The sequence below is a fragment of the Neisseria gonorrhoeae genome (assembly GCF_013030075.1).
Taxonomy (GTDB): domain Bacteria; phylum Pseudomonadota; class Gammaproteobacteria; order Burkholderiales; family Neisseriaceae; genus Neisseria; species Neisseria gonorrhoeae.
The window spans coordinates 658,737-676,518 of record NZ_AP023069.1 but is presented as its reverse complement, the minus strand read 5'-3'; the positions used below and the strand labels follow the sequence as shown (position 1 = coordinate 676,518).

Sequence of the window (17,782 nt, the reverse complement as noted above, 5' to 3'; positions counted from 1 at the left end):
ATGATGCAGACTTTCCGAAAAATCAGCCTGTATGCCGCAACCTTGTGGCTCGGTATGCAGATTATGGCAGGTTATATCGCCGCACCGGTGCTGTTCAAAATGCTGCCCAAAATGCAGGCGGGCGAAATTGCCGGCGTATTGTTCGACATCCTCTCTTGGAGCGGGCTTGCCGTTTGGGGCACGGTACTGGCTGCCGCCTTTGCCGCCCTAACCCGGCGGCAAACCGCCCTGCTGCTTTTTTTATTGTCCGCCCTTGCCGCCAACCAATTTTTGGTTACACCCGTTATCGAGGCACTGAAATACGGGCATGAAAATTGGCTGTTGTCGGTTGCAGGCGGATCCTTCGGAATGTGGCACGGTATTTCCAGCATGACTTTCATGGCAACCGCCCTACTTTCAGCAGTTTTAAGTTGGCGGCTTTCCGGCAAAGAGGCCGTCTGAAGCCCTCCCATTTTTTACCTCCCTTCACTTCACTTGGAGAACATTCATGAGCGCAATCGTTGATATTTTCGCCCGCGAAATTTTGGACTCGCGCGGCAACCCCACAGTCGAGTGTGATGTATTGCTCGAATCCGGCGTAATGGGACGTGCGGCCGTACCGAGCGGCGCATCCACCGGTCAGAAAGAAGCTTTGGAACTTCGCGACGGCGACAAATCCCGCTATTCCGGCAAAGGCGTATTGAAGGCGGTCGAACACGTCAACAACCAAATCGCCCAAGCCCTCATCGGTATCGATGCCAACGAGCAATCTTATATCGACCAAATCATGATCGAATTGGACGGTACTGAAAACAAAGGCAATTTGGGTGCGAATGCGACTTTGGCGGTCTCTATGGCGGTTGCACGCGCCGCTGCCGAAGACTCAGGCCTGCCGCTTTACCGCTACTTGGGCGGCGCAGGTCCGATGTCCCTGCCCGTACCGATGATGAACGTCATCAACGGCGGCGAACACGCCAACAACAGCCTGAACATCCAAGAGTTTATGATTATGCCCGTCGGCGCAAAATCTTTCCGCGAAGCGTTGCGCTGCGGTGCGGAAATTTTCCACGCCTTGAAAAAACTGTGCGACAGTAAAGGCTTCCCGACCACAGTCGGCGACGAAGGCGGTTTCGCCCCCAACCTGAACAGCCACAAAGAAGCCCTGCAACTGATGGTCGAAGCGGCCGAAGCCGCCGGCTACAAGGCGGGCGAAGACGTATTATTCGCATTGGACTGCGCGTCCAGCGAGTTCTACAAAGACGGCAAATACCACTTGGAAGCCGAAGGCCGCTCCTACACCAACGCGGAATTTGCCGAATACTTGGAAGGCTTGGTTAACGAATTCCCGATTATTTCCATTGAAGACGGGATGGACGAAAACGACTGGGAAGGCTGGAAACTGCTGACCGAAAAATTGGGCAAAAAAGTTCAATTGGTCGGCGACGACTTGTTCGTAACCAATCCGAAAATTCTTGCCGAAGGCATCGAAAAAGGCGTAGCAAACGCATTGCTGGTCAAAGTCAACCAAATCGGTACTTTAAGCGAAACCCTGAAAGCCGTCGATCTGGCAAAATGCAACCGCTACGCCAGCGTGATGAGCCACCGCTCCGGCGAAACCGAAGACAGTACCATTGCCGACTTGGCAGTCGCCACCAACTGTATGCAGATTAAAACCGGTTCTTTGAGCCGTTCCGACCGCATGGCGAAATACAACCAACTGCTGCGTATCGAGGAAGAATTGGCGGAAGCCGCCTACTACCCCGGCAAAGCCGCATTCTACCAACTGGGCAAATAAATAAAAAAGTGGATGTATGTTTCAACACACAGGGCAACACATGAAGCGTCGCCCTGTGTGTTGACCTGATTTGGAAGAGGTTACACCTCTCCCAAATAAAGTCTAATTTTACCGCCACGAAGGACGGACATCCGAGTGGTGGGGTTTCAACCAGTAAGGAAACGTTGATGAAGTGGGTAACTGTCGTTTTATCCTTCGCACTTGTCTGTTGCCAATACAGCCTGTGGTTCGGCAAAGGCAGCATCGGACGCAACAGCAGTCTGAGAGAACAGATTGCCGTTCAAGAAGAAAAAAACCAGACACTCGCCCTACGCAATCATTCCCTTGCCGCCGAAGTCTATGATTTGGAAAACGGTCAAGAAGCCATTTCGGAAATCGCCCGGGTAGAACTGGGTTATATCCAAGACGGCGAAACCTTTTACCGACTCATCAGGCATAACCGGTAATACCGTCAAAAAGCCGTCCGAACCAATGTTCGGACGGCTTTTATTTCAACAAACTGTCAGACAGCCCCTCATCCTCCCCCGCCAAACCGCAATCCAGCCTGACATCCCCCTCGACGCAACAGCAGCACGGCAGTATCTCGTCCCGCCCCAAAAAAGCCAAAGGCGGCTCCCGATAAGTAACGCTTCCCTCCAAAATCTTTACCCGGCACGATCCGCAATATCCGCTTCGGCACTGATATTCCACCATATGCCCCGTCCGTTCCAAGCCTTCCAACAGGGTCTCACCCTCCAAGAGCTCAAAAAGGCCCTTATTCGTACCAATGCGCGCCATTTCCGACCAATCAAAAATAAAAGGAACAATAACCGATCCTACCTGCTGTTTTTCCCATCATACAACACACAAATGCCGTCTGAAACATCCGGCTTCAGACGGCATTTTTTCAAAAAACATTTACAACTCAAAATCGCCCAAGTCATCCGTATTCACTTCAGAATCGATTTGACCAATCAAATAAGAGGATATTTCCACTTCCTGCGGCGCGACCTGTACGTTGTCGGACGACAGCCACGCATTAATCCACGGAATCGGGTTTTGATTTGCGCCTTCAAATCCGGCCGACAGCCCCACCGCCTGCATACGCAGATTGGTAATATATTCGACGTATTGGGATAAGATTTCTTTGTTCAAACCGATCATCGAACCGTCTTTAAACAAATATGCCGCCCATTCTTTTTCCTGTTCCGCCGCTTTTTTGAAGAGTTGGAAACATTCGTCCTGCAACTCGGCGGCAATTTCCGCCATTTCCGGATCATCAACACCCGAACGCATCAGATTAAGCATATGCTGCGTGCCGGTCAGGTGCAGGGCTTCATCGCGGGCAATCAGTTTGATGATTTTGGCGTTGCCTTCCATCAACTCACGCTCAGCAAAAGCAAACGAGCAGGCAAATGAAACGTAGAAACGGATGGCTTCCAACACATTGACGCACATCAGGCAGAGATAGAGTTTTTTCTTCAACCCGCGCAAAGACACAGTAACGGGTTTTCCGCCGACATTGTGCACCCCTTCGCCCAACAGGTTGTAATATTGGGTGTATTCGATTAAATCATCATAATAGCAGGCAATGTCTTCGGCGCGGGCGGTAATGTATTCGTTTTCGACAATATCATCAAACACGACCGACGGATCATTCACAATATTGCGGATGATGTGGGTATAGCTGCGCGAGTGGATGGTTTCGCTGAAGCTCCACGTTTCAACCCAAGTTTCCAGCTCGGGAATCGAAACCAAAGGCAGCAAGGCAACATTCGGACTGCGCCCTTGGATGGAATCGAGCAGTGTTTGATATTTCAGATTGCTGATGAAAATATGTTTTTCGTGTTCGGGCAGGTTGGCGTAGTCGATACGGTCGCGCGACACGTCGATTTCTTCCGGCCGCCAAAAAAACGACAATTGTTTTTCAATCAGTTTTTCAAATACCTCGTATTTCTGCTGGTCATAACGGGCGACATTTACCGGCTGACCGAAAAACATCGGCTCTTTCAGCGCGTCGTTTTTGGTTTTGGGAAAGGTGCTGTATGACATGACTAGGTGTTCGCAGGACATAACGTCTCTCTTTTTAAAAATTAGTCGACTTTTCTATTAATTTTTAATTCACCATATAAAACATGTTGAATTCTATCAATAAAGTGCCATCCTAAAATAGCAAATACTAAAAGAACACTAATAAATATATAAAATTTATATTCAACTAAGAATGACCGAATGACATCCATACTTTTCCTTTTCTGGAAAATAACAACTTAGCCTCATATAGTAGTAGGCACTAATTTAAGAAAATCCTTGAAGCCTCCTACTATCTAGAAGCCTTGGATATATTTCAAAAATTAACCTGTTTTAAATCTTACAAGCCCCACCAGCGCAGCCGTCATCTTGAATATCGGTCTGCGTGTCGTCCGCGCCGTCGCGGGTGTTGTGGTAGTACAGGGTTTTGACGCCGTATTTGTAGGCAGTCAGCAGGTCTTTGAGCATTTGTTTCATAGAAACTTTGTTACCTTCGAATTTGCCCGGGTCGTAAGCAGTGTTGGCGGAAATCGCCTGATCGACGAATTTTTGCATTACGCCGACAAGTTTCAGGTAGCCTTCGTTGCCCGGAAGCTGCCACAGGGTTTCGTAGGCATTTTTCAAGGTTTCAAACTCCGGCACGACTTGTTTCAAAATGCCGTCTTTCGATGCTTTGACCGTTACCAATCCGCGCGGCGGCTCGATGCCGTTGGTTGCGTTGGCGATTTGCGAGCTGGTTTCAGACGGCATGAGCGCGGTCAGAGTAGAGTTGCGCAGGCCGTATTTGACGATGTCGGCACGCAGGCTTTCCCAGTCGTAATGCAAAGGCTCGCCGCAGACGGCATCCAAATCTTTTTTGTAGGTGTCGATGGGCAGTTTGCCTTGCGAATAAACGGTTTGGTTAAAGAGCGTGCACGCTCCGTATTCTTTGGCAAGGTTTGCCGATGCTTTGAGCAGGTAATACTGTATGGCTTCAAAGGTACGGTGGGTCAGACCGAGCGCGGAACCGTCGCTGTAGCGGACACCGTTTTTCGCCAGATAGTAGGCGTAGTTGATGACACCGATGCCGAGCGAACGCCGGTCCATAGTAGAGGTACGCGCGGCTTCTACCGGATATCCCTGATAATCTAAAAGTGCATCGAGTGCGCGCACGGTCAAATCGGCAAGCCCTTCCAATTCGTCCAAGCTGTTTAATGCACCCAAGTTGAAGGCGGACAGTGTACACAGGGCTATTTCGCCGTCAGGGTCGTTGATGTTGTCCAGCGGTTTGGTCGGCAGGGCGATTTCCATACACAAGTTGGACTGATGAACAGGCGCAACGCGCGGATCGAACGGGCTGTGCGTATTGCAGTGATCGACGTTTTGAATGTAGATGCGCCCGGTCCCGGCACGCTCCTGCATCAGCGTGGAAAACAGGTCGGCAGCCGGAATGATACGCTTGCGTATGTTCGGGTCTTGCTCGTATTTCGTATAGAGCCGCTCAAATTCGTCTTGGTCGGCAAAAAACGCTTCGTACAACCCCGAAACCTCGTTGGGCGAAAACAGCGTAATGTTGCCGCCCTTAATCAGGCGGGTGTACAGCAGGCGGTTGATTTGCACGCCATAATCAAGCTGGCGGATACGGTTGTCTTCCACGCCCCGGTTGTTTTTCAACACCAGCAGGCTTTCGGCTTCAATATGCCACAAGGGGTAGAACAAGGTTGCCGCGCCGCCGCGCACGCCACCTTGCGAACAAGATTTGACCGCCGCCTGAAACATCTTAAAGAAGGGAATGCAGCCGGTATGCCGGGCTTCACCGCCCCGGATTTCGCTGTCCAGCCCGCGGATACGTCCGGCATTGATGCCGATGCCCGCGCGTTGGGAAACGTATTTCACAATCGCGCTGGTAGTGGCATTGATGGAATCCAAACTATCGTCGCATTCAATCAGCACACAGCTTGAGAACTGGCGCGTAGGCGTACGCACGCCGCTCATAATCGGCGTGGGCAACGATACTTTGAATGTGGAAACGGCATCGTAAAACCGTTTGACGTAACCCAAGCGCGCCTCTTTCGGGTATTTGCTGAAAAGGCACATCGCCACCAAAACATATAAAAACTGCGGCGTTTCGTAAATCTGGCGGGTAACGCGGTTCTGTACCAGATATTTGCCTTCGAGCTGTTTGACGGCGGCATAGGAAAAGGACATATCGCGTTCGTGGTCGATATAGGCGTTCAGTTCGTCAAATTCTTCGCGGCTGTAATCCTCAAGGATATGCCTGTCGTATTTTCCGGCATCGGTGATCTTTTTAACATGGTTGTAAAGGTGCGGCGGCTCGTATTCGCCGTAGGCTATTTTACGAAGATGGAAAATCGCCAAACGTGCGGCAAGGTATTGGTAGTCCGGGGTATCTTCCGAAATTAAATCTGCAGCGGCTTTGATGATGGTTTCGTGGATGTCGTCGGTGCGGATGCCGTTGTAGAACTGGATGTGCGATTTCAACTCGACCTGCGACACGGAAACATTTTCCAATCCTTCCGCCGCCCAAGTAACGACACGGTGAATCTTATCCAAATCAATGGCTTCCAATCTTCCGTCTCGTTTGGTTACTTTTAAATCAGTCGGTGTATTCATCGCTTCCTCTTCCACTCTTGATATTCAAGACACGGTCTTTTCAAATAAATTAAGGCAGACAATATAGTGGATTTTTAGCATTTTCTCCAGTCTTGACAACGATTGCATTTTTCAGTTTCAGGCAATGCGCGATAAAACCCGCCTGTCGTATTTTTCCTATAACATTTGTTTTATCTGATAATTCTTTACCGATAAAAAACGGGTAAATTTTTTGCCTTTTGACCGGCTCCGGCTACAAGGCGATGAAATAAGGATTTTCCGACGAAAAAGGAAAACTTCCGGTTTTCCGCCCCTGCGAATTGTTAAATTTTGCAAAGTATGATTTTTGCCACGCCGCCGCCGACAAATTCCATTTTCTTACCGATTGGAATTTATTATTGAGATTAATATGTTATTTGAATTTGCATATCAAACGGCAAGTTTTGTCGGCTGAATGAGTCTGAAACTGCCGACAGTTTGCCCGTTCCATCCTTCCATCCTATACTGGAAGGAATTACAAACTGAAAGGATCGTCATGTCCGTCAATAAAGATGCTTGCCATACTGTTGTCTGCAATACTGGGACTGGTATCAACAACTGCCGCTGCCGGTACGTCAGAACCCGCCCACCGACATACCAAACATATCAGCAAGGCAAACAAGCAGATGCTGCACCCCGAATGCAGGAAATATTTGGAACGCCGTGCCGCGTGGTACCGATCGCAAGGCAACGTGCAGGAATTGCGCGAAAACAAAAAGGCGCGCAAAGCATTCCGCACCCTGCCTTATGCGGAACAGAAAATCCAATGCCGGGCGGCTTATGAGGCTTTCGATGATTTCGACGGCGGCAGGTTCCGCCGTTAATCCCATATAAAATATGCTGTCTGAACACAAGTTAAGATGGCATTTTCCATAGATATAGTGGATTAAATTTAGACCGGTACGGCGTTGCCTCGCCTTGCCGTACTATTTTTACTGTCTGCGGCTTCGCCGCCTTGTCCTGATTTAAATTTAATCCACTATACAACAAACTATCCTTACGGCATTTCTTTTGAGGTACTCCCGTTACCGCAGCCTTAAGGCATCCGCAAAAGCGAATCATACCGCTACATTCCGACAACCGCTTTCAGACGGCAACATCCGCATCGCCTGCGACAACGGCACGGATGCTTTCTTCGATTTTATCTTTTAAAGCATAACGGTCTTCGCTTTCCGCCGCGTCCGCCACGCAAACGAAATCGACTTTGATAGTCAGTTTTTTCATAGACACGATTCGCCACAGGCAAGTCGGCAAACCGACATCGGCATACGACGGACGGGCCGTCCTTTTTCCCGTTTCGTCATAATAACGCAGTGCGACCGCCAAAACCTTTGCCCCCGCATCGATGGCGGATTGGAACAGCGCAGCCTTGAACGGCAGGAGCCCCAGTCCGGAGGAAGTTCGCGCCTCAGGGAAAAAACTGACGTTTTGACCGCGTTGCAAGGTTTCGCAGACGGCGCGGTTAATCGGTTCGATGTCGCGCCGCGAATTGCGGTTGATGAACACCGTTCCCGCGTTCTGCCCCATCTTGCCCAATACCGGCCAGCTTTTGATTTCCTGCTTGGCGATAAAGCTACTCGGATAAACCGCGCTCATCGCGAAAATATCCAGCCAGGACACGTGGTTGGCGGCAACCAAGACACCGTTCGGATGTTCGGGTGCGGGTCTGCCCACCTCCAATCCGATATCCAAAGCCGCCAAAGCGCCCTTGCCCAACGCTATAACTGCCCGATTGCGCGACTTGGGGCAGCCGCCGTCAATACCGCGCAGGTTTTTGCCGGTTTTGAACAGCCAGACCGTCAAGCGGCACAAGCGGCGCAGACGTGTAAAAAATGAAGCTTTATTTGAAGACATGGGCAATTCTTTCCCGATAATCGGTGTTTGTTGTTGAAACGTTCGGACGGCATACCGATAAAATGCCGTCAGAAACCGTTTTCCGCCCTATTTCTGACAGTTCGTGCAATAAAACGTGCCGCGCTGCCCCAAAGTTTCTTTCACAACCAAACCGCCGCACCGGAGGCACGGCTGATTGTGCCGCCCGTACACCGTATATTCCTGTTGAAAGTAGCCGCTTTTGCCGTCGCTGTCCACAAAATCCCTCAGCGTACTGCCGCCCGTTTCAATGGCGCGCTGCAACACCGCTTTGACGGTTTCAACCAAAACCGCGCACTCTTTCTTTTTTAGGCGGTTGGCAGGACGGTGGGGCGAAATGCCCGCCCTGAACAGACTCTCGTTGGCATAAATATTGCCCACGCCGACCACGACGGTATTGTCCATCAGAGCGAGTTTGACCGCGCGTTTCTGCGCCTTCAGCCCCGCATACAGATAATCCGTGCAAAATGCCTCCGACAAAGGCTCCGGCCCCAGTTTTTCCAACAGCGGATGACGTTCTTCGATTCCCTCATACCAAAGTATCGCGCCGAACTTTCTCGGATCGCGGTAACGCATGACCGTGCCGTCTGAAAACACAATATCGACGTGATCGTGTCTGTCCGGCCTGCCGATACGTCCGTCCGACGGCGTAAAGATCCGCAAGCTGCCCGACATCCCCAAGTGAATCAGCAAAATCCCCGTTTGGAAACGGACAATCAGATATTTGGCACGCCTGCCGCAGGACAAAACCTGCCGGCCGGACAAAATCTCCCCCAAATCGGGATTGATCTGCCAGCGCAGCTTCAGTTGGCGCAATATCACGGCTTCCACCGTTTTTCCTTCAATATGCGGCGCGATGCCGCGCAACGTCGTTTCCACTTCCGGCAATTCCGGCATAACCCCTCCCGACATTTCTTCTGACAGATGCCGTCTGAAAGACGGCCGTCCCTTAATCCGCAACCCTTGCCGCACCCGCCGCAAGGGCTTTGCCGCCCCAATACCCGTCCCACGCGGGCAGGGGCGTTACGCCCGCCGCCCTTTTGACCAAAACCAAACCGTACACTGCGGCACATTGCGGCCACCAACGGTCGCCCGCCTTTTCCATAAACCGCCAAAAGCGTATTTGCCCGAGCGACGAAACGGGAGGCAGATACACCATGAATTTCCCAAATTCAATATCGAAACCGGCATCGGCAAGCTGCCTTTTCAACTCGGGCAGCGGCAGACAAAACCGTTTTTCCGGCAGACGGACACCGTCAAACCAACGGCAGAATCCCCAAAGCGAATACGGATTGAAACCCGTCAGCATCAAACGTCCGGACGGTTTCAATATCCGGTGCGCTTCCGACAGGATTTGCGAAGGTACGCCGCATTCCAGCGTATGCGGCAAAAGCAGCATATCCGCAAAAACATCCGCCAAAGCCATATTCTCCGCCGACATCGACATATCTCGCGGCACACAGACAATGTCTTCAGACAGGCTCAGCCACTGACCGCCCACCTGAACCGCACACATTCCCGAAAAACGGTATGACGCCACATACCGATTAAAGAAGTCCTGTTCCAATTTTGCAACATACCGCCCCATCGCCGTATCTTCAAACCATGCATCCATATTGCGTCCGTTTCAAACAGATTGCCTGCCGATATTTTATTCCAAACAGGATTTCTGTCAAAAAACACATCGGCCGCCCATTTCCGAATCCGCATAAAGTTCCTGTAAAACTTGACGCTTTTTCAGTCAAACAGTACCATCGGACGATAAAATATGTTTATTCCGCCGAGTATAAATCATGTCCAAACTCAAAACCATCGCCCTGACCGCATCAGGTCTGTCCGTTTGTCCGGGTTTCCTATATGCCCAAAACACCTCATCACACCAAGTCGGTTTAGCGATTATGCGGTTAAACTCTTCAATACTCGACCTGCCACCGACAAAACAATATTTCCAATCCGGCAGCCTGTGGGACGAGCTGCGCCAAGGCTTCCGGATGGGCGAAGTCAATCCCGAACTGGTACGCCGCCACGAAAGCAAATTCATCGCAAGCCGCAGCTATTTCGACAGGGTCGTCAACCGGAGCCGACCCTATATGTACCATATCGCCAACGAAGTCAAAAAACGCAATATGCCCGCCGAAGCCGCCCTGCTTCCCTTCATCGAAAGCGCGTTCGTCACCAAAGCCAAATCACACGTCGGCGCATCGGGCCTGTGGCAGTTCATGCCCGCTACCGGCAGGCATTACGGCTTGGAAAAAACACCGGTTTACGACGGCAGGCACGACGTTTACGCAGCCACCGATGCCGCACTCAACTATCTGCAATATCTCTATGGACTGTTCGGCGACTGGCCGCTCGCCTTTGCCGCCTACAACTGGGGTGAAGGCAACGTCGGACGCGCCGTCAACCGCGCCCGCGACCAAGGGCTCGAACCGACCTACGAAAACCTGCGTATGCCCAACGAAACGCGCAACTATGTCCCCAAGCTGCTCGCCGTGCGCAACATTATTGCCACCCCCCAATCTTTCGGCATGAATATCAGCGACATAGACAACAAACCCTATTTTCAGGCAGTCGAACCGGGCCGTCCGCTCGACAACGAAGCCATCGCCCGGCTTGCCGGCATCACGCAAAGCGAGCTGCTCGCCCTGAATCCTGCATTCAACGTCCCCGCGTTCATCCCCAAAAACAAACGCAAACTGCTGCTTCCTGTCGCGTCCGTCCAAACCTTCCAAAGCAACTACCTCAACGCCGCACCCGACAGCCTGTTTTCATGGGAAGTCTATACGCCTGCCGCCAAAACCAGCCTGTCCGACATCTCGACGGCAACCGGCATGAGCATTGCCGACATCAAACGCCTCAACAACCTGAACGGCAACCTTGTCAACGCAGGACGCAGCATCCTTGTCGCCAAGAACGGCAAGACCCTTCATACGGCATCGGAATCCGTCGTTTCCATCGACATCGACAATACGCCCGACACCTACCGTTCCAATATGCCGGCAGGCACGGTGAACGTCAGCATTGCCCGAATCCAACCCGCCGCCGCACAGACAGCGGACATTACCGTCGCACCTTTGCCGCAAGAAACCGTCCGTACGGAACCCGATCCCCTTGTCCGCATTGCCGAACCCGCCCTTGCGACAGCCGCAGCGCAACCTCAAACCGAAAAACAGACTGCCATGCCGTCTGAAACCCAAACCGCAACACTCGCGCAGGTCGTCCCCCCAAACGACATGCAGGCGGCAGACGAACTCATGCAGCTTGTTGCCCGAAACAACCTGCGCCGGCAGGCTGAAGAAACCATCTCCGCCGTCATCGGCACGCCTGACACAGTTGCCGAACACAACATTTCCTCATCTCCGCAACATACCGTTGCCGCCGACGGCAAACGCCGGGCACGTTTGGAAACGCGCGTAGCCAAAGCTGCCGACGGCGAAGCCGAAACCTCCCCGCTCCATGCCAGCATCCACCGCGTTGTAGAAGGCGACACCCTGTTCAACATTGCCAAACGCTACAACGTCAGCGTAGCCGACCTGATTGTCGCCAACAACATCAAAGGCAACACCATCCAAAAAGGACAGGTACTCCGCCTGGCGCAGGCAGCCCCTGCCCAAACCCGTATTGAAAAAGTATCCTACACCGCGCGCAAAGGCGACACCTTCAAAAGTATCGCCGCGCGCTTCAATATCCATATCGACGACATCCGCCGGCTCAATCCCAACCTGAACACCATCAATCCGGGACAGAGGGTCAAACTGATTGGAAGCTGATTCGGATACGGCACATGACAGGACTTTCTCAGTCCTGTCTTTTTCATCCCACATTTCCCATACCATCATGAAACTCATCAAATACCTGCAATATCAAGGCATAGGAAGCCGCAAGCAGTGCCAATGGCTGATTAGGGGCGGCTACGTCTCCATCAACGGAACCTGCATGGACGACACCGATGCAGACATCGATTCCTCATACGTCGAAACGTTGGATATTGACGGGGAAGCAGTAACCGTCGTTCCCGAACCCTATTTCTACATCCTGCTCAACAAGCCTGAAGATTACGAAACTTCGCACAAACCGAAACACTACCGCAGCGTATTCAGTCTGTTCCCCGACAATATGCGGAACATCGATATGCAGGCGGTCGGCAGGCTGGATGCGGATACGACCGGCGTATTGCTGATTACCAACGACGGCAAACTGAACCACAACCTGACTTCGCCGAGCAGAAAAATTCCCAAGCTATACGAAGTAACGCTCAAACACCCTACAGGAGAAACGCTCTGCGAAACTTTGAAAAACGGCGTGCCGCTCCACGACGAAAACGAAACCGTTTGTGCCGCCGATGCCGTTTTGGAAAATCCGACCACCCTGCTGCTGACCATTACCGAAGGAAAATACCACCAAGTCAAACGCATGGTTGCCGCCGCCGGCAACCGCGTGCAACACCTTCACCGCCGGCGATTCGCACATTTGGAAACAGAAAACCTCAAACCCGGGGAATGGAAATTTATCGAATGTCCGAAATTCTGAAACAAAATTCCATAATTTCCCTATATTCAACCATATGCTTATTAAATAAGCAGTTTTACAAAAATTAACTCAAAAAACAGTTAGTTTACAATATAATCCGCTTGTCTAAGTAACGCCTGTTCAAGCAGGATTATGAGCAAGACGTTTTCCCCGTAATGTGTTTTGCCATCTATACTTCCCCCCTTGTATAGATGGTTTTCTATTTCAAATTCCCTCTCTTTCATCATCATTGAAATGCTATCATTAATATGATTAACAAAATTTCACTTCCGTACACCGATGTAGAAAAATAACAGATTAATCTGTTCATAAACTCCGATTCTTCCTCATCGGTTTATACTCATCAGAAATATTCACTGAAATATATGCATTTTACATGGAAAATCACTAGGCAGTTGAAAAACATTCAGTCAATTTCTGTTAAGAATCACGTGTAAAATTTCCGCTTTATCTCAATCGGACACGGTTTCAATATGTCTTCCCCTTCAAATACCAACCGTCAAACCTGGTCCAGCCGTTTGACTTATATCCTTACCGTTGCCGGCGCGACTGTCGGTTTCGGCGCGACGTGGCGTTTCCCGTATTTGGTCGGTGAAAACGGCGGCGGCGCGTATGTGTTTTTATTCTGTATCGCGATGCTGGTTATCGGCATCCCGATGATTTTGGTGGAAAACGTCATCGGACGGCGCAAAGGCGTGAACGCGCTGGATGCGTTCGGCGGCCCGATGAACGGCAAACCTGTTGCCAAAATTTGGAAACTGGTCGGCCGGATGGGGCTGCTCGGCGCGTTCGGCATCATGGCTTATTATATGGTACTCGGTGGCTGGGTAATCAGCTATATCGTTAATATTATTGGAGGAAATTTGAATATTTCCAGCCCCGTCGACGGTGTGGTTACAAAAGGCTTCTTTACCGAACACATTGAAAACAGCCCTTGGGAAATTGCGTTTTATACGCTGCTTTTTGTCGCCGTGAACCAATGGATTTTGGTCAAAGGCGTTATCGGCGGCATTGAAAAAACGGCGAAATACCTGATGCCTCTGCTGTTTTTGTTCCTAATCGCGATGGTCGTCCGCAACGTTACCCTTCCGGGCGCAATGGAAGGGGTTGCTTTCTATCTGAAACCTGATTTCAGCAAGATTACCGCCGAACTGTTCGTCTTCGTTTTGGGACAGGTATTTTTTGCCCTGAGCCTGGGTTTCGGCGTGATGATTACCTTATCCAGCTATCTGGATAAAAACGAAAATCTGGTTCAGACGGCAGTTATCACGGCAATTACCAATACCATCATCGCTGTACTTGCGGGCTTTATGATTTTCCCGTCGCTCTTCAGCTTCGGCGTCGCGCCCAATTCCGGCCCGACTTTGGTGTTCCAAAGTTTACCGATTGTGTTCTCACATATGTGGGCAGGACCTGTGTTCGCCGTCATTTTCTTCTCTCTGCTCCTGATTGCCGCGTTGACAACTTCGCTGACGATTTATGAAGTGTTGATTACGACCATTCAGGAAAAAACCAAAATCCGCCGTACCGCCGCAATCACGATTGTATTGTCCGTCATCTTCGTTTTCGGCAACATCCCGTCTATTTTGAGCTATGGCCCGTGGAAAGACGTTTCCGTGTTCGGCAAAAATATTTTCGATGCCTTCGACTACATCAGCGGCAACATCTTGTTTATGCTGACCGCGCTCGGTTCCGCATTGTTTGTCGGTTTTGTGATGAAGGACGAAGCGAAGGAAGAATTGCTTTATAAAGGCAACCATACGACGGTCAATATTTGGTTTGCCTATGTGAAATACCTTGTGCCGCTGGTGATTCTGCTGATTTTCGTCAGCAACCTGTTCTAATCCGCAGCAATCAATGCCGTCTGAAGGTCATACCTCTTTCAGACGGCATTGCATTGATGCCCGCCACGCCGGAATCCGAACCGGCTTGCCGGCTTCTGTCGGACGCTTTCCGGGCAGGCGGCGTTCCGTCTGCTTAGACAACCGTCCTTTAAAACAGGTAGAATCCGCCCCAACGGGAAACACACCCTTCAGACGGCAAAACCCATACCCCAAACCATCAGGAATCCCCCTTATGAACAGACAAAAAGTCATCGCCATCGACGGTCCGGGCGCATCGGGCAAAGGCACGGTCGCCGCCCGCGTTGCCGCCGCATTGGGATACGATTATCTCGATACCGGCGCGCTCTACCGCCTGACCGCCCTATATGCACAAAAACAAGGCGTGGAATGGCACGATGAAGAAAACGTTTCCGCACTTGCCAAAAAACTGCCCGCCGTATTTTCAGGCAACCGCATCCTACTTGATGGCGAAGACGTTTCAGACGGCATCCGGACAGAAGCCATCGGTATGGGCGCATCCGCAGTTGCGCAATGGCCCAAAGTCCGCGCCGCACTGCTGCAACGCCAACGCGATTTTCTGACCGAAAAAGGACTGGTTGCCGACGGACGGGACACCGGATCGGTCGTCTTCCCCCAAGCCGAACTCAAAATTTTTCTGACAGCCGAATCTAAAATCCGTGCCGAACGCCGCGCCAAACAAATCGGCATTCCCTGCGAAGGTTTCACATTCGAGCGCATCCTGTCCGACATCGAGACCAGAGACGAAGCAGACCGAAACCGCAAGGTTGCCCCCCTAAAACAACAGCCCGATGCCCTGCTTTTGGATACGAGCCGCCTAACTATAGAAGAAACTGTAAAAAAAGTGCTTGATTGGTATCGTAAAGTTTAAATTTTCAGGTATAATCGCCCGCATTGCGCTTCAGACAGCATGAATTTCCATGTGCCGTCTGAAACCTTATTTACCCGCCTGCCGTGCCAAGGACTGCAGACACCCACCAACCCAACCCGCACCCCTTGGCGGTGTACCGAAAAGAGTTATATATGTCTATGGAAAATTTTGCTCAGCTGTTGGAAGAAAGCTTTACCCTGCAAGAAATGAACCCGGGTGAGGTGATTACCGCTGAAGTAGTGGCAATCGACCAAAACTTCGTTACCGTAAACGCAGGTCTGAAATCAGAATCCCTGATCGATGTAGCTGAATTCAAAAACGCTCAAGGCGAAATTGAAGTTAAAGTCGGCGACTTCGTTACCGTTACCATCGAATCCGTCGAAAACGGCTTCGGCGAAACCAAACTGTCCCGCGAAAAAGCCAAACGCGCAGCCGATTGGATCGCTTTGGAAGAAGCCATGGAAAACGGCAACATCCTGTCCGGCATCATCAACGGTAAAGTCAAAGGCGGCCTGACCGTTATGATCAGCAGCATCCGCGCATTCCTGCCGGGTTCTTTGGTCGACGTACGTCCCGTTAAAGACACTTCCCATTTTGAAGGCAAAGAGATCGAATTCAAAGTGATCAAACTGGACAAAAAACGCAACAACGTCGTTGTTTCCCGCCGCGCCGTTTTGGAAGCCACTTTGGGTGAAGAACGCAAAGCCCTGCTGGAAAACCTGCAAGAAGGCTCCGTCATCAAAGGCATCGTCAAAAATATCACCGACTACGGCGCATTCGTTGACTTGGGCGGCATCGACGGCCTGCTGCACATCACCGATTTGGCATGGCGTCGCGTGAAACACCCGAGCGAAGTCTTGGAAGTCGGTCAGGAAGTTGAAGCCAAAGTATTGAAATTCGACCAAGAAAAACAACGTGTTTCCTTGGGTATGAAACAACTGGGCGAAGATCCTTGGAGCGGTCTGACCCGCCGTTATCCGCAAGCCACCCGCCTGTTCGGCAAAGTATCCAACCTGACCGACTACGGCGCATTCGTCGAAATCGAACAAGGCATCGAAGGTTTGGTACACGTCTCCGAAATGGACTGGACCAACAAAAACGTACACCCGAGCAAAGTCGTACAACTGGGTGACGAAGTCGAAGTCATGATTTTGGAAATCGACGAAGGCCGCCGCCGTATCTCTTTGGGTATGAAACAATGCCAAGCCAATCCTTGGGAAGAATTTGCCGCCAACCACAACAAAGGAGACAAAATCTCCGGTGCGGTTAAATCCATTACCGATTTCGGCGTATTCGTCGGCCTGCCCGGCGGCATCGACGGTCTGGTTCACCTGTCCGACCTGTCTTGGACCGAATCCGGCGAAGAAGCCGTACGCAAATACAAAAAAGGAGAAGAAGTCGAAGCCGTCGTATTGGCAATCGATGTGGAAAAAGAACGCATCTCCTTGGGTATCAAACAACTGGAAGGCGATCCTTTCGGCAACTTCATCAGCGTGAACGACAAAGGTTCTTTGGTTAAAGGTTCCGTGAAATCTGTTGATGCCAAAGGCGCTGTTATCGCCCTGTCTGACGAAGTAGAAGGCTACCTGCCTGCTTCCGAATTTGCAGCCGACCGCGTTGAAGACTTGACCACCAAACTGAAAGAAGGCGACGAAGTTGAAGCCGTCATCGTTACCGTTGACCGCAAAAACCGCAGCATCAAACTTTCCGTTAAAGCCAAAGATGCCAAAGAAAGCCGCGAAGCACTGAACTCCGTCAATGCCGCCGCCAATGCGAATGCCGGTACCACCAGCTTGGGCGACCTGCTGAAAGCCAAACTCTCCGGCGAACAAGAATAAGGTTGCAGACATGACAAAGTCTGAGTTAATGGTTCGCTTGGCAGAAGTATTTGCCGCCAAAAACGGCACGCATCTTCTGGCAAAAGACGTAGAGTACAGCGTAAAAGTCTTGGTTGACACCATGACCCGATCGCTTGCCCGAGGTCAACGCATCGAAATCCGCGGTTTCGGCAGCTTCGATTTGAACCATCGTCCTGCCCGCATCGGTCGCAATCCCAAAACCGGCGAGCGCGTGGAAGTACCTGAAAAACATGTACCCCACTTCAAGCCTGGTAAAGAATTGCGCGAGCGGGTCGACTTGGCTTTAAAAGAAAATGCCAATTAAACCTTAGCATCAAAACGCCGCTGGTACGCGGCGTTTTTTCTTTGGTTTAACTTCATCCGCTGCTTCAAT

At 51.0% G+C, this 17,782-nt stretch carries 16 protein-coding genes and 1 pseudogene; 10 read left to right on the top strand and 7 right to left on the bottom strand.

What is annotated here, in order from left to right:
• From HT085_RS03510 to ftsB, 3 genes are all read left to right on the top strand, one after another.
• Positions 1 to 441 (top strand): DUF4149 domain-containing protein, encoded by a 441-nt coding sequence (locus tag HT085_RS03510; protein ID WP_003688914.1) that lies wholly within the window; start codon positions 1 to 3, stop codon positions 439 to 441.
• Between the two features lie 46 nt (positions 442 to 487).
• Entirely contained in the window at positions 488 to 1,774 is a 1,287-nt protein-coding gene (eno, locus tag HT085_RS03505; protein ID WP_003691316.1) for a phosphopyruvate hydratase, read from the top strand.
• 167 nt (positions 1,775 to 1,941) lie between these two features.
• Entirely contained in the window at positions 1,942 to 2,220 is a 279-nt protein-coding gene (gene ftsB / locus HT085_RS03500) for a cell division protein FtsB (protein WP_002213385.1), read from the top strand.
• A gap of 40 nt (positions 2,221 to 2,260) precedes the next feature.
• Here the strand turns inward: ftsB and yfaE are convergent, their stop codons facing one another.
• The 3 genes from yfaE to nrdA all read right to left on the bottom strand — a co-directional run bounded on the left by yfaE (position 2,261) and on the right by nrdA (position 6,397).
• Complete coding sequence (gene yfaE / locus HT085_RS03495; protein ID WP_003688918.1) at positions 2,261 to 2,551, bottom strand: class I ribonucleotide reductase maintenance protein YfaE; 291 nt, start codon at positions 2,549 to 2,551, stop codon at positions 2,261 to 2,263.
• Between the two features lie 120 nt (positions 2,552 to 2,671).
• Positions 2,672 to 3,805, bottom strand: a complete 1,134-nt coding sequence (gene nrdB / locus HT085_RS03490) for a class Ia ribonucleoside-diphosphate reductase subunit beta (protein ID WP_014580230.1) — start codon at positions 3,803 to 3,805, stop codon at positions 2,672 to 2,674.
• A gap of 312 nt (positions 3,806 to 4,117) precedes the next feature.
• Positions 4,118 to 6,397: a class 1a ribonucleoside-diphosphate reductase subunit alpha gene (gene nrdA / locus HT085_RS03485; RefSeq protein WP_003691318.1), complete on the bottom strand. Its 2,280-nt coding sequence runs from the start codon at positions 6,395 to 6,397 to the stop codon at positions 4,118 to 4,120.
• A 530-nt stretch (positions 6,398 to 6,927) separates the two neighbouring features.
• Here nrdA and HT085_RS03480 point away from each other — a divergent pair.
• Positions 6,928 to 7,239, top strand: a complete 312-nt coding sequence (locus tag HT085_RS03480; protein WP_003688925.1) for a hypothetical protein — start codon at positions 6,928 to 6,930, stop codon at positions 7,237 to 7,239.
• Positions 7,240 to 7,288: 49 nt separating this feature from the next.
• Here HT085_RS03480 and HT085_RS03475 read toward each other — a convergent pair.
• The 4 genes and pseudogenes from HT085_RS03475 to HT085_RS03460 all read right to left on the bottom strand — a co-directional run.
• Positions 7,289 to 7,438: pseudogene (locus tag HT085_RS03475) on the bottom strand (IS5/IS1182 family transposase); the annotation flags it as partial.
• Between the two features lie 63 nt (positions 7,439 to 7,501).
• The gene (locus tag HT085_RS03470) at positions 7,502 to 8,269 is read right to left on the bottom strand and encodes a 1-acyl-sn-glycerol-3-phosphate acyltransferase (RefSeq protein ID WP_003688926.1); all 768 of its coding nucleotides are present in this window, start codon (positions 8,267 to 8,269) and stop codon (positions 7,502 to 7,504) included.
• Between the two features lie 87 nt (positions 8,270 to 8,356).
• Positions 8,357 to 9,184, bottom strand: coding sequence for a DNA-formamidopyrimidine glycosylase (gene mutM / locus HT085_RS03465; protein ID WP_003688927.1), 828 nt, complete (start codon positions 9,182 to 9,184; stop codon positions 8,357 to 8,359).
• 52 nt (positions 9,185 to 9,236) lie between these two features.
• Positions 9,237 to 9,902, bottom strand: coding sequence for a class I SAM-dependent methyltransferase (locus HT085_RS03460; RefSeq protein WP_003688928.1), 666 nt, complete (start codon positions 9,900 to 9,902; stop codon positions 9,237 to 9,239).
• Positions 9,903 to 10,080: 178 nt separating this feature from the next.
• Between HT085_RS03460 and HT085_RS03455 the strand changes: the two genes are divergently transcribed.
• From HT085_RS03455 to HT085_RS03430, 6 genes are all read left to right on the top strand, one after another.
• Positions 10,081 to 12,057 (top strand): LysM peptidoglycan-binding domain-containing protein, encoded by a 1,977-nt coding sequence (locus HT085_RS03455; protein WP_003688929.1) that lies wholly within the window; start codon positions 10,081 to 10,083, stop codon positions 12,055 to 12,057.
• A 67-nt stretch (positions 12,058 to 12,124) separates the two neighbouring features.
• Positions 12,125 to 12,817 (top strand): 16S rRNA pseudouridine(516) synthase, encoded by a 693-nt coding sequence (locus HT085_RS03450; protein ID WP_003688930.1) that lies wholly within the window; start codon positions 12,125 to 12,127, stop codon positions 12,815 to 12,817.
• Positions 12,818 to 13,290: 473 nt separating this feature from the next.
• The gene (locus HT085_RS03445; protein WP_003688931.1) at positions 13,291 to 14,661 is read left to right on the top strand and encodes a sodium-dependent transporter; all 1,371 of its coding nucleotides are present in this window, start codon (positions 13,291 to 13,293) and stop codon (positions 14,659 to 14,661) included.
• Between the two features lie 232 nt (positions 14,662 to 14,893).
• Positions 14,894 to 15,550, top strand: a complete 657-nt coding sequence (gene cmk / locus HT085_RS03440; RefSeq protein ID WP_003688932.1) for a (d)CMP kinase — start codon at positions 14,894 to 14,896, stop codon at positions 15,548 to 15,550.
• A gap of 152 nt (positions 15,551 to 15,702) precedes the next feature.
• Positions 15,703 to 17,388 (top strand): 30S ribosomal protein S1, encoded by a 1,686-nt coding sequence (gene rpsA / locus HT085_RS03435; RefSeq protein ID WP_003691321.1) that lies wholly within the window; start codon positions 15,703 to 15,705, stop codon positions 17,386 to 17,388.
• Between the two features lie 10 nt (positions 17,389 to 17,398).
• Positions 17,399 to 17,713, top strand: coding sequence for an integration host factor subunit beta (locus HT085_RS03430; protein ID WP_002213349.1), 315 nt, complete (start codon positions 17,399 to 17,401; stop codon positions 17,711 to 17,713).
• Positions 17,714 to 17,782: the final 69 nt, after the last annotated feature.

What these genes read in the sequence shown, in the direction of transcription:
- HT085_RS03445 (WP_003688931.1), top strand. Translation starts at nt 13,291, where the DNA reads ATGTCTTCCCCTTCAAATACCAACCGTCAAACCTGGTCCAGCCGTTTG.
- HT085_RS03510 (WP_003688914.1), top strand. Translation starts at nt 1, where the DNA reads ATGATGCAGACTTTCCGAAAAATCAGCCTGTATGCCGCAACCTTGTGG.
- ftsB (WP_002213385.1), top strand. Translation starts at nt 1,942, where the DNA reads ATGAAGTGGGTAACTGTCGTTTTATCCTTCGCACTTGTCTGTTGCCAA.
- yfaE (WP_003688918.1), bottom strand. Translation starts at nt 2,551, where the DNA reads ATGGCGCGCATTGGTACGAATAAGGGCCTTTTTGAGCTCTTGGAGGGT.
- HT085_RS03450 (WP_003688930.1), top strand. Translation starts at nt 12,125, where the DNA reads ATGAAACTCATCAAATACCTGCAATATCAAGGCATAGGAAGCCGCAAG.
- nrdB (WP_014580230.1), bottom strand. Translation starts at nt 3,805, where the DNA reads ATGTCATACAGCACCTTTCCCAAAACCAAAAACGACGCGCTGAAAGAG.
- eno (WP_003691316.1), top strand. Translation starts at nt 488, where the DNA reads ATGAGCGCAATCGTTGATATTTTCGCCCGCGAAATTTTGGACTCGCGC.
- mutM (WP_003688927.1), bottom strand. Translation starts at nt 9,184, where the DNA reads ATGCCGGAATTGCCGGAAGTGGAAACGACGTTGCGCGGCATCGCGCCG.
- HT085_RS03455 (WP_003688929.1), top strand. Translation starts at nt 10,081, where the DNA reads ATGTCCAAACTCAAAACCATCGCCCTGACCGCATCAGGTCTGTCCGTT.
- HT085_RS03430 (WP_002213349.1), top strand. Translation starts at nt 17,399, where the DNA reads ATGACAAAGTCTGAGTTAATGGTTCGCTTGGCAGAAGTATTTGCCGCC.
- HT085_RS03460 (WP_003688928.1), bottom strand. Translation starts at nt 9,902, where the DNA reads ATGGATGCATGGTTTGAAGATACGGCGATGGGGCGGTATGTTGCAAAA.
- cmk (WP_003688932.1), top strand. Translation starts at nt 14,894, where the DNA reads ATGAACAGACAAAAAGTCATCGCCATCGACGGTCCGGGCGCATCGGGC.
- HT085_RS03470 (WP_003688926.1), bottom strand. Translation starts at nt 8,269, where the DNA reads ATGTCTTCAAATAAAGCTTCATTTTTTACACGTCTGCGCCGCTTGTGC.
- rpsA (WP_003691321.1), top strand. Translation starts at nt 15,703, where the DNA reads ATGTCTATGGAAAATTTTGCTCAGCTGTTGGAAGAAAGCTTTACCCTG.
- HT085_RS03480 (WP_003688925.1), top strand. Translation starts at nt 6,928, where the DNA reads ATGCTTGCCATACTGTTGTCTGCAATACTGGGACTGGTATCAACAACT.
- nrdA (WP_003691318.1), bottom strand. Translation starts at nt 6,397, where the DNA reads ATGAATACACCGACTGATTTAAAAGTAACCAAACGAGACGGAAGATTG.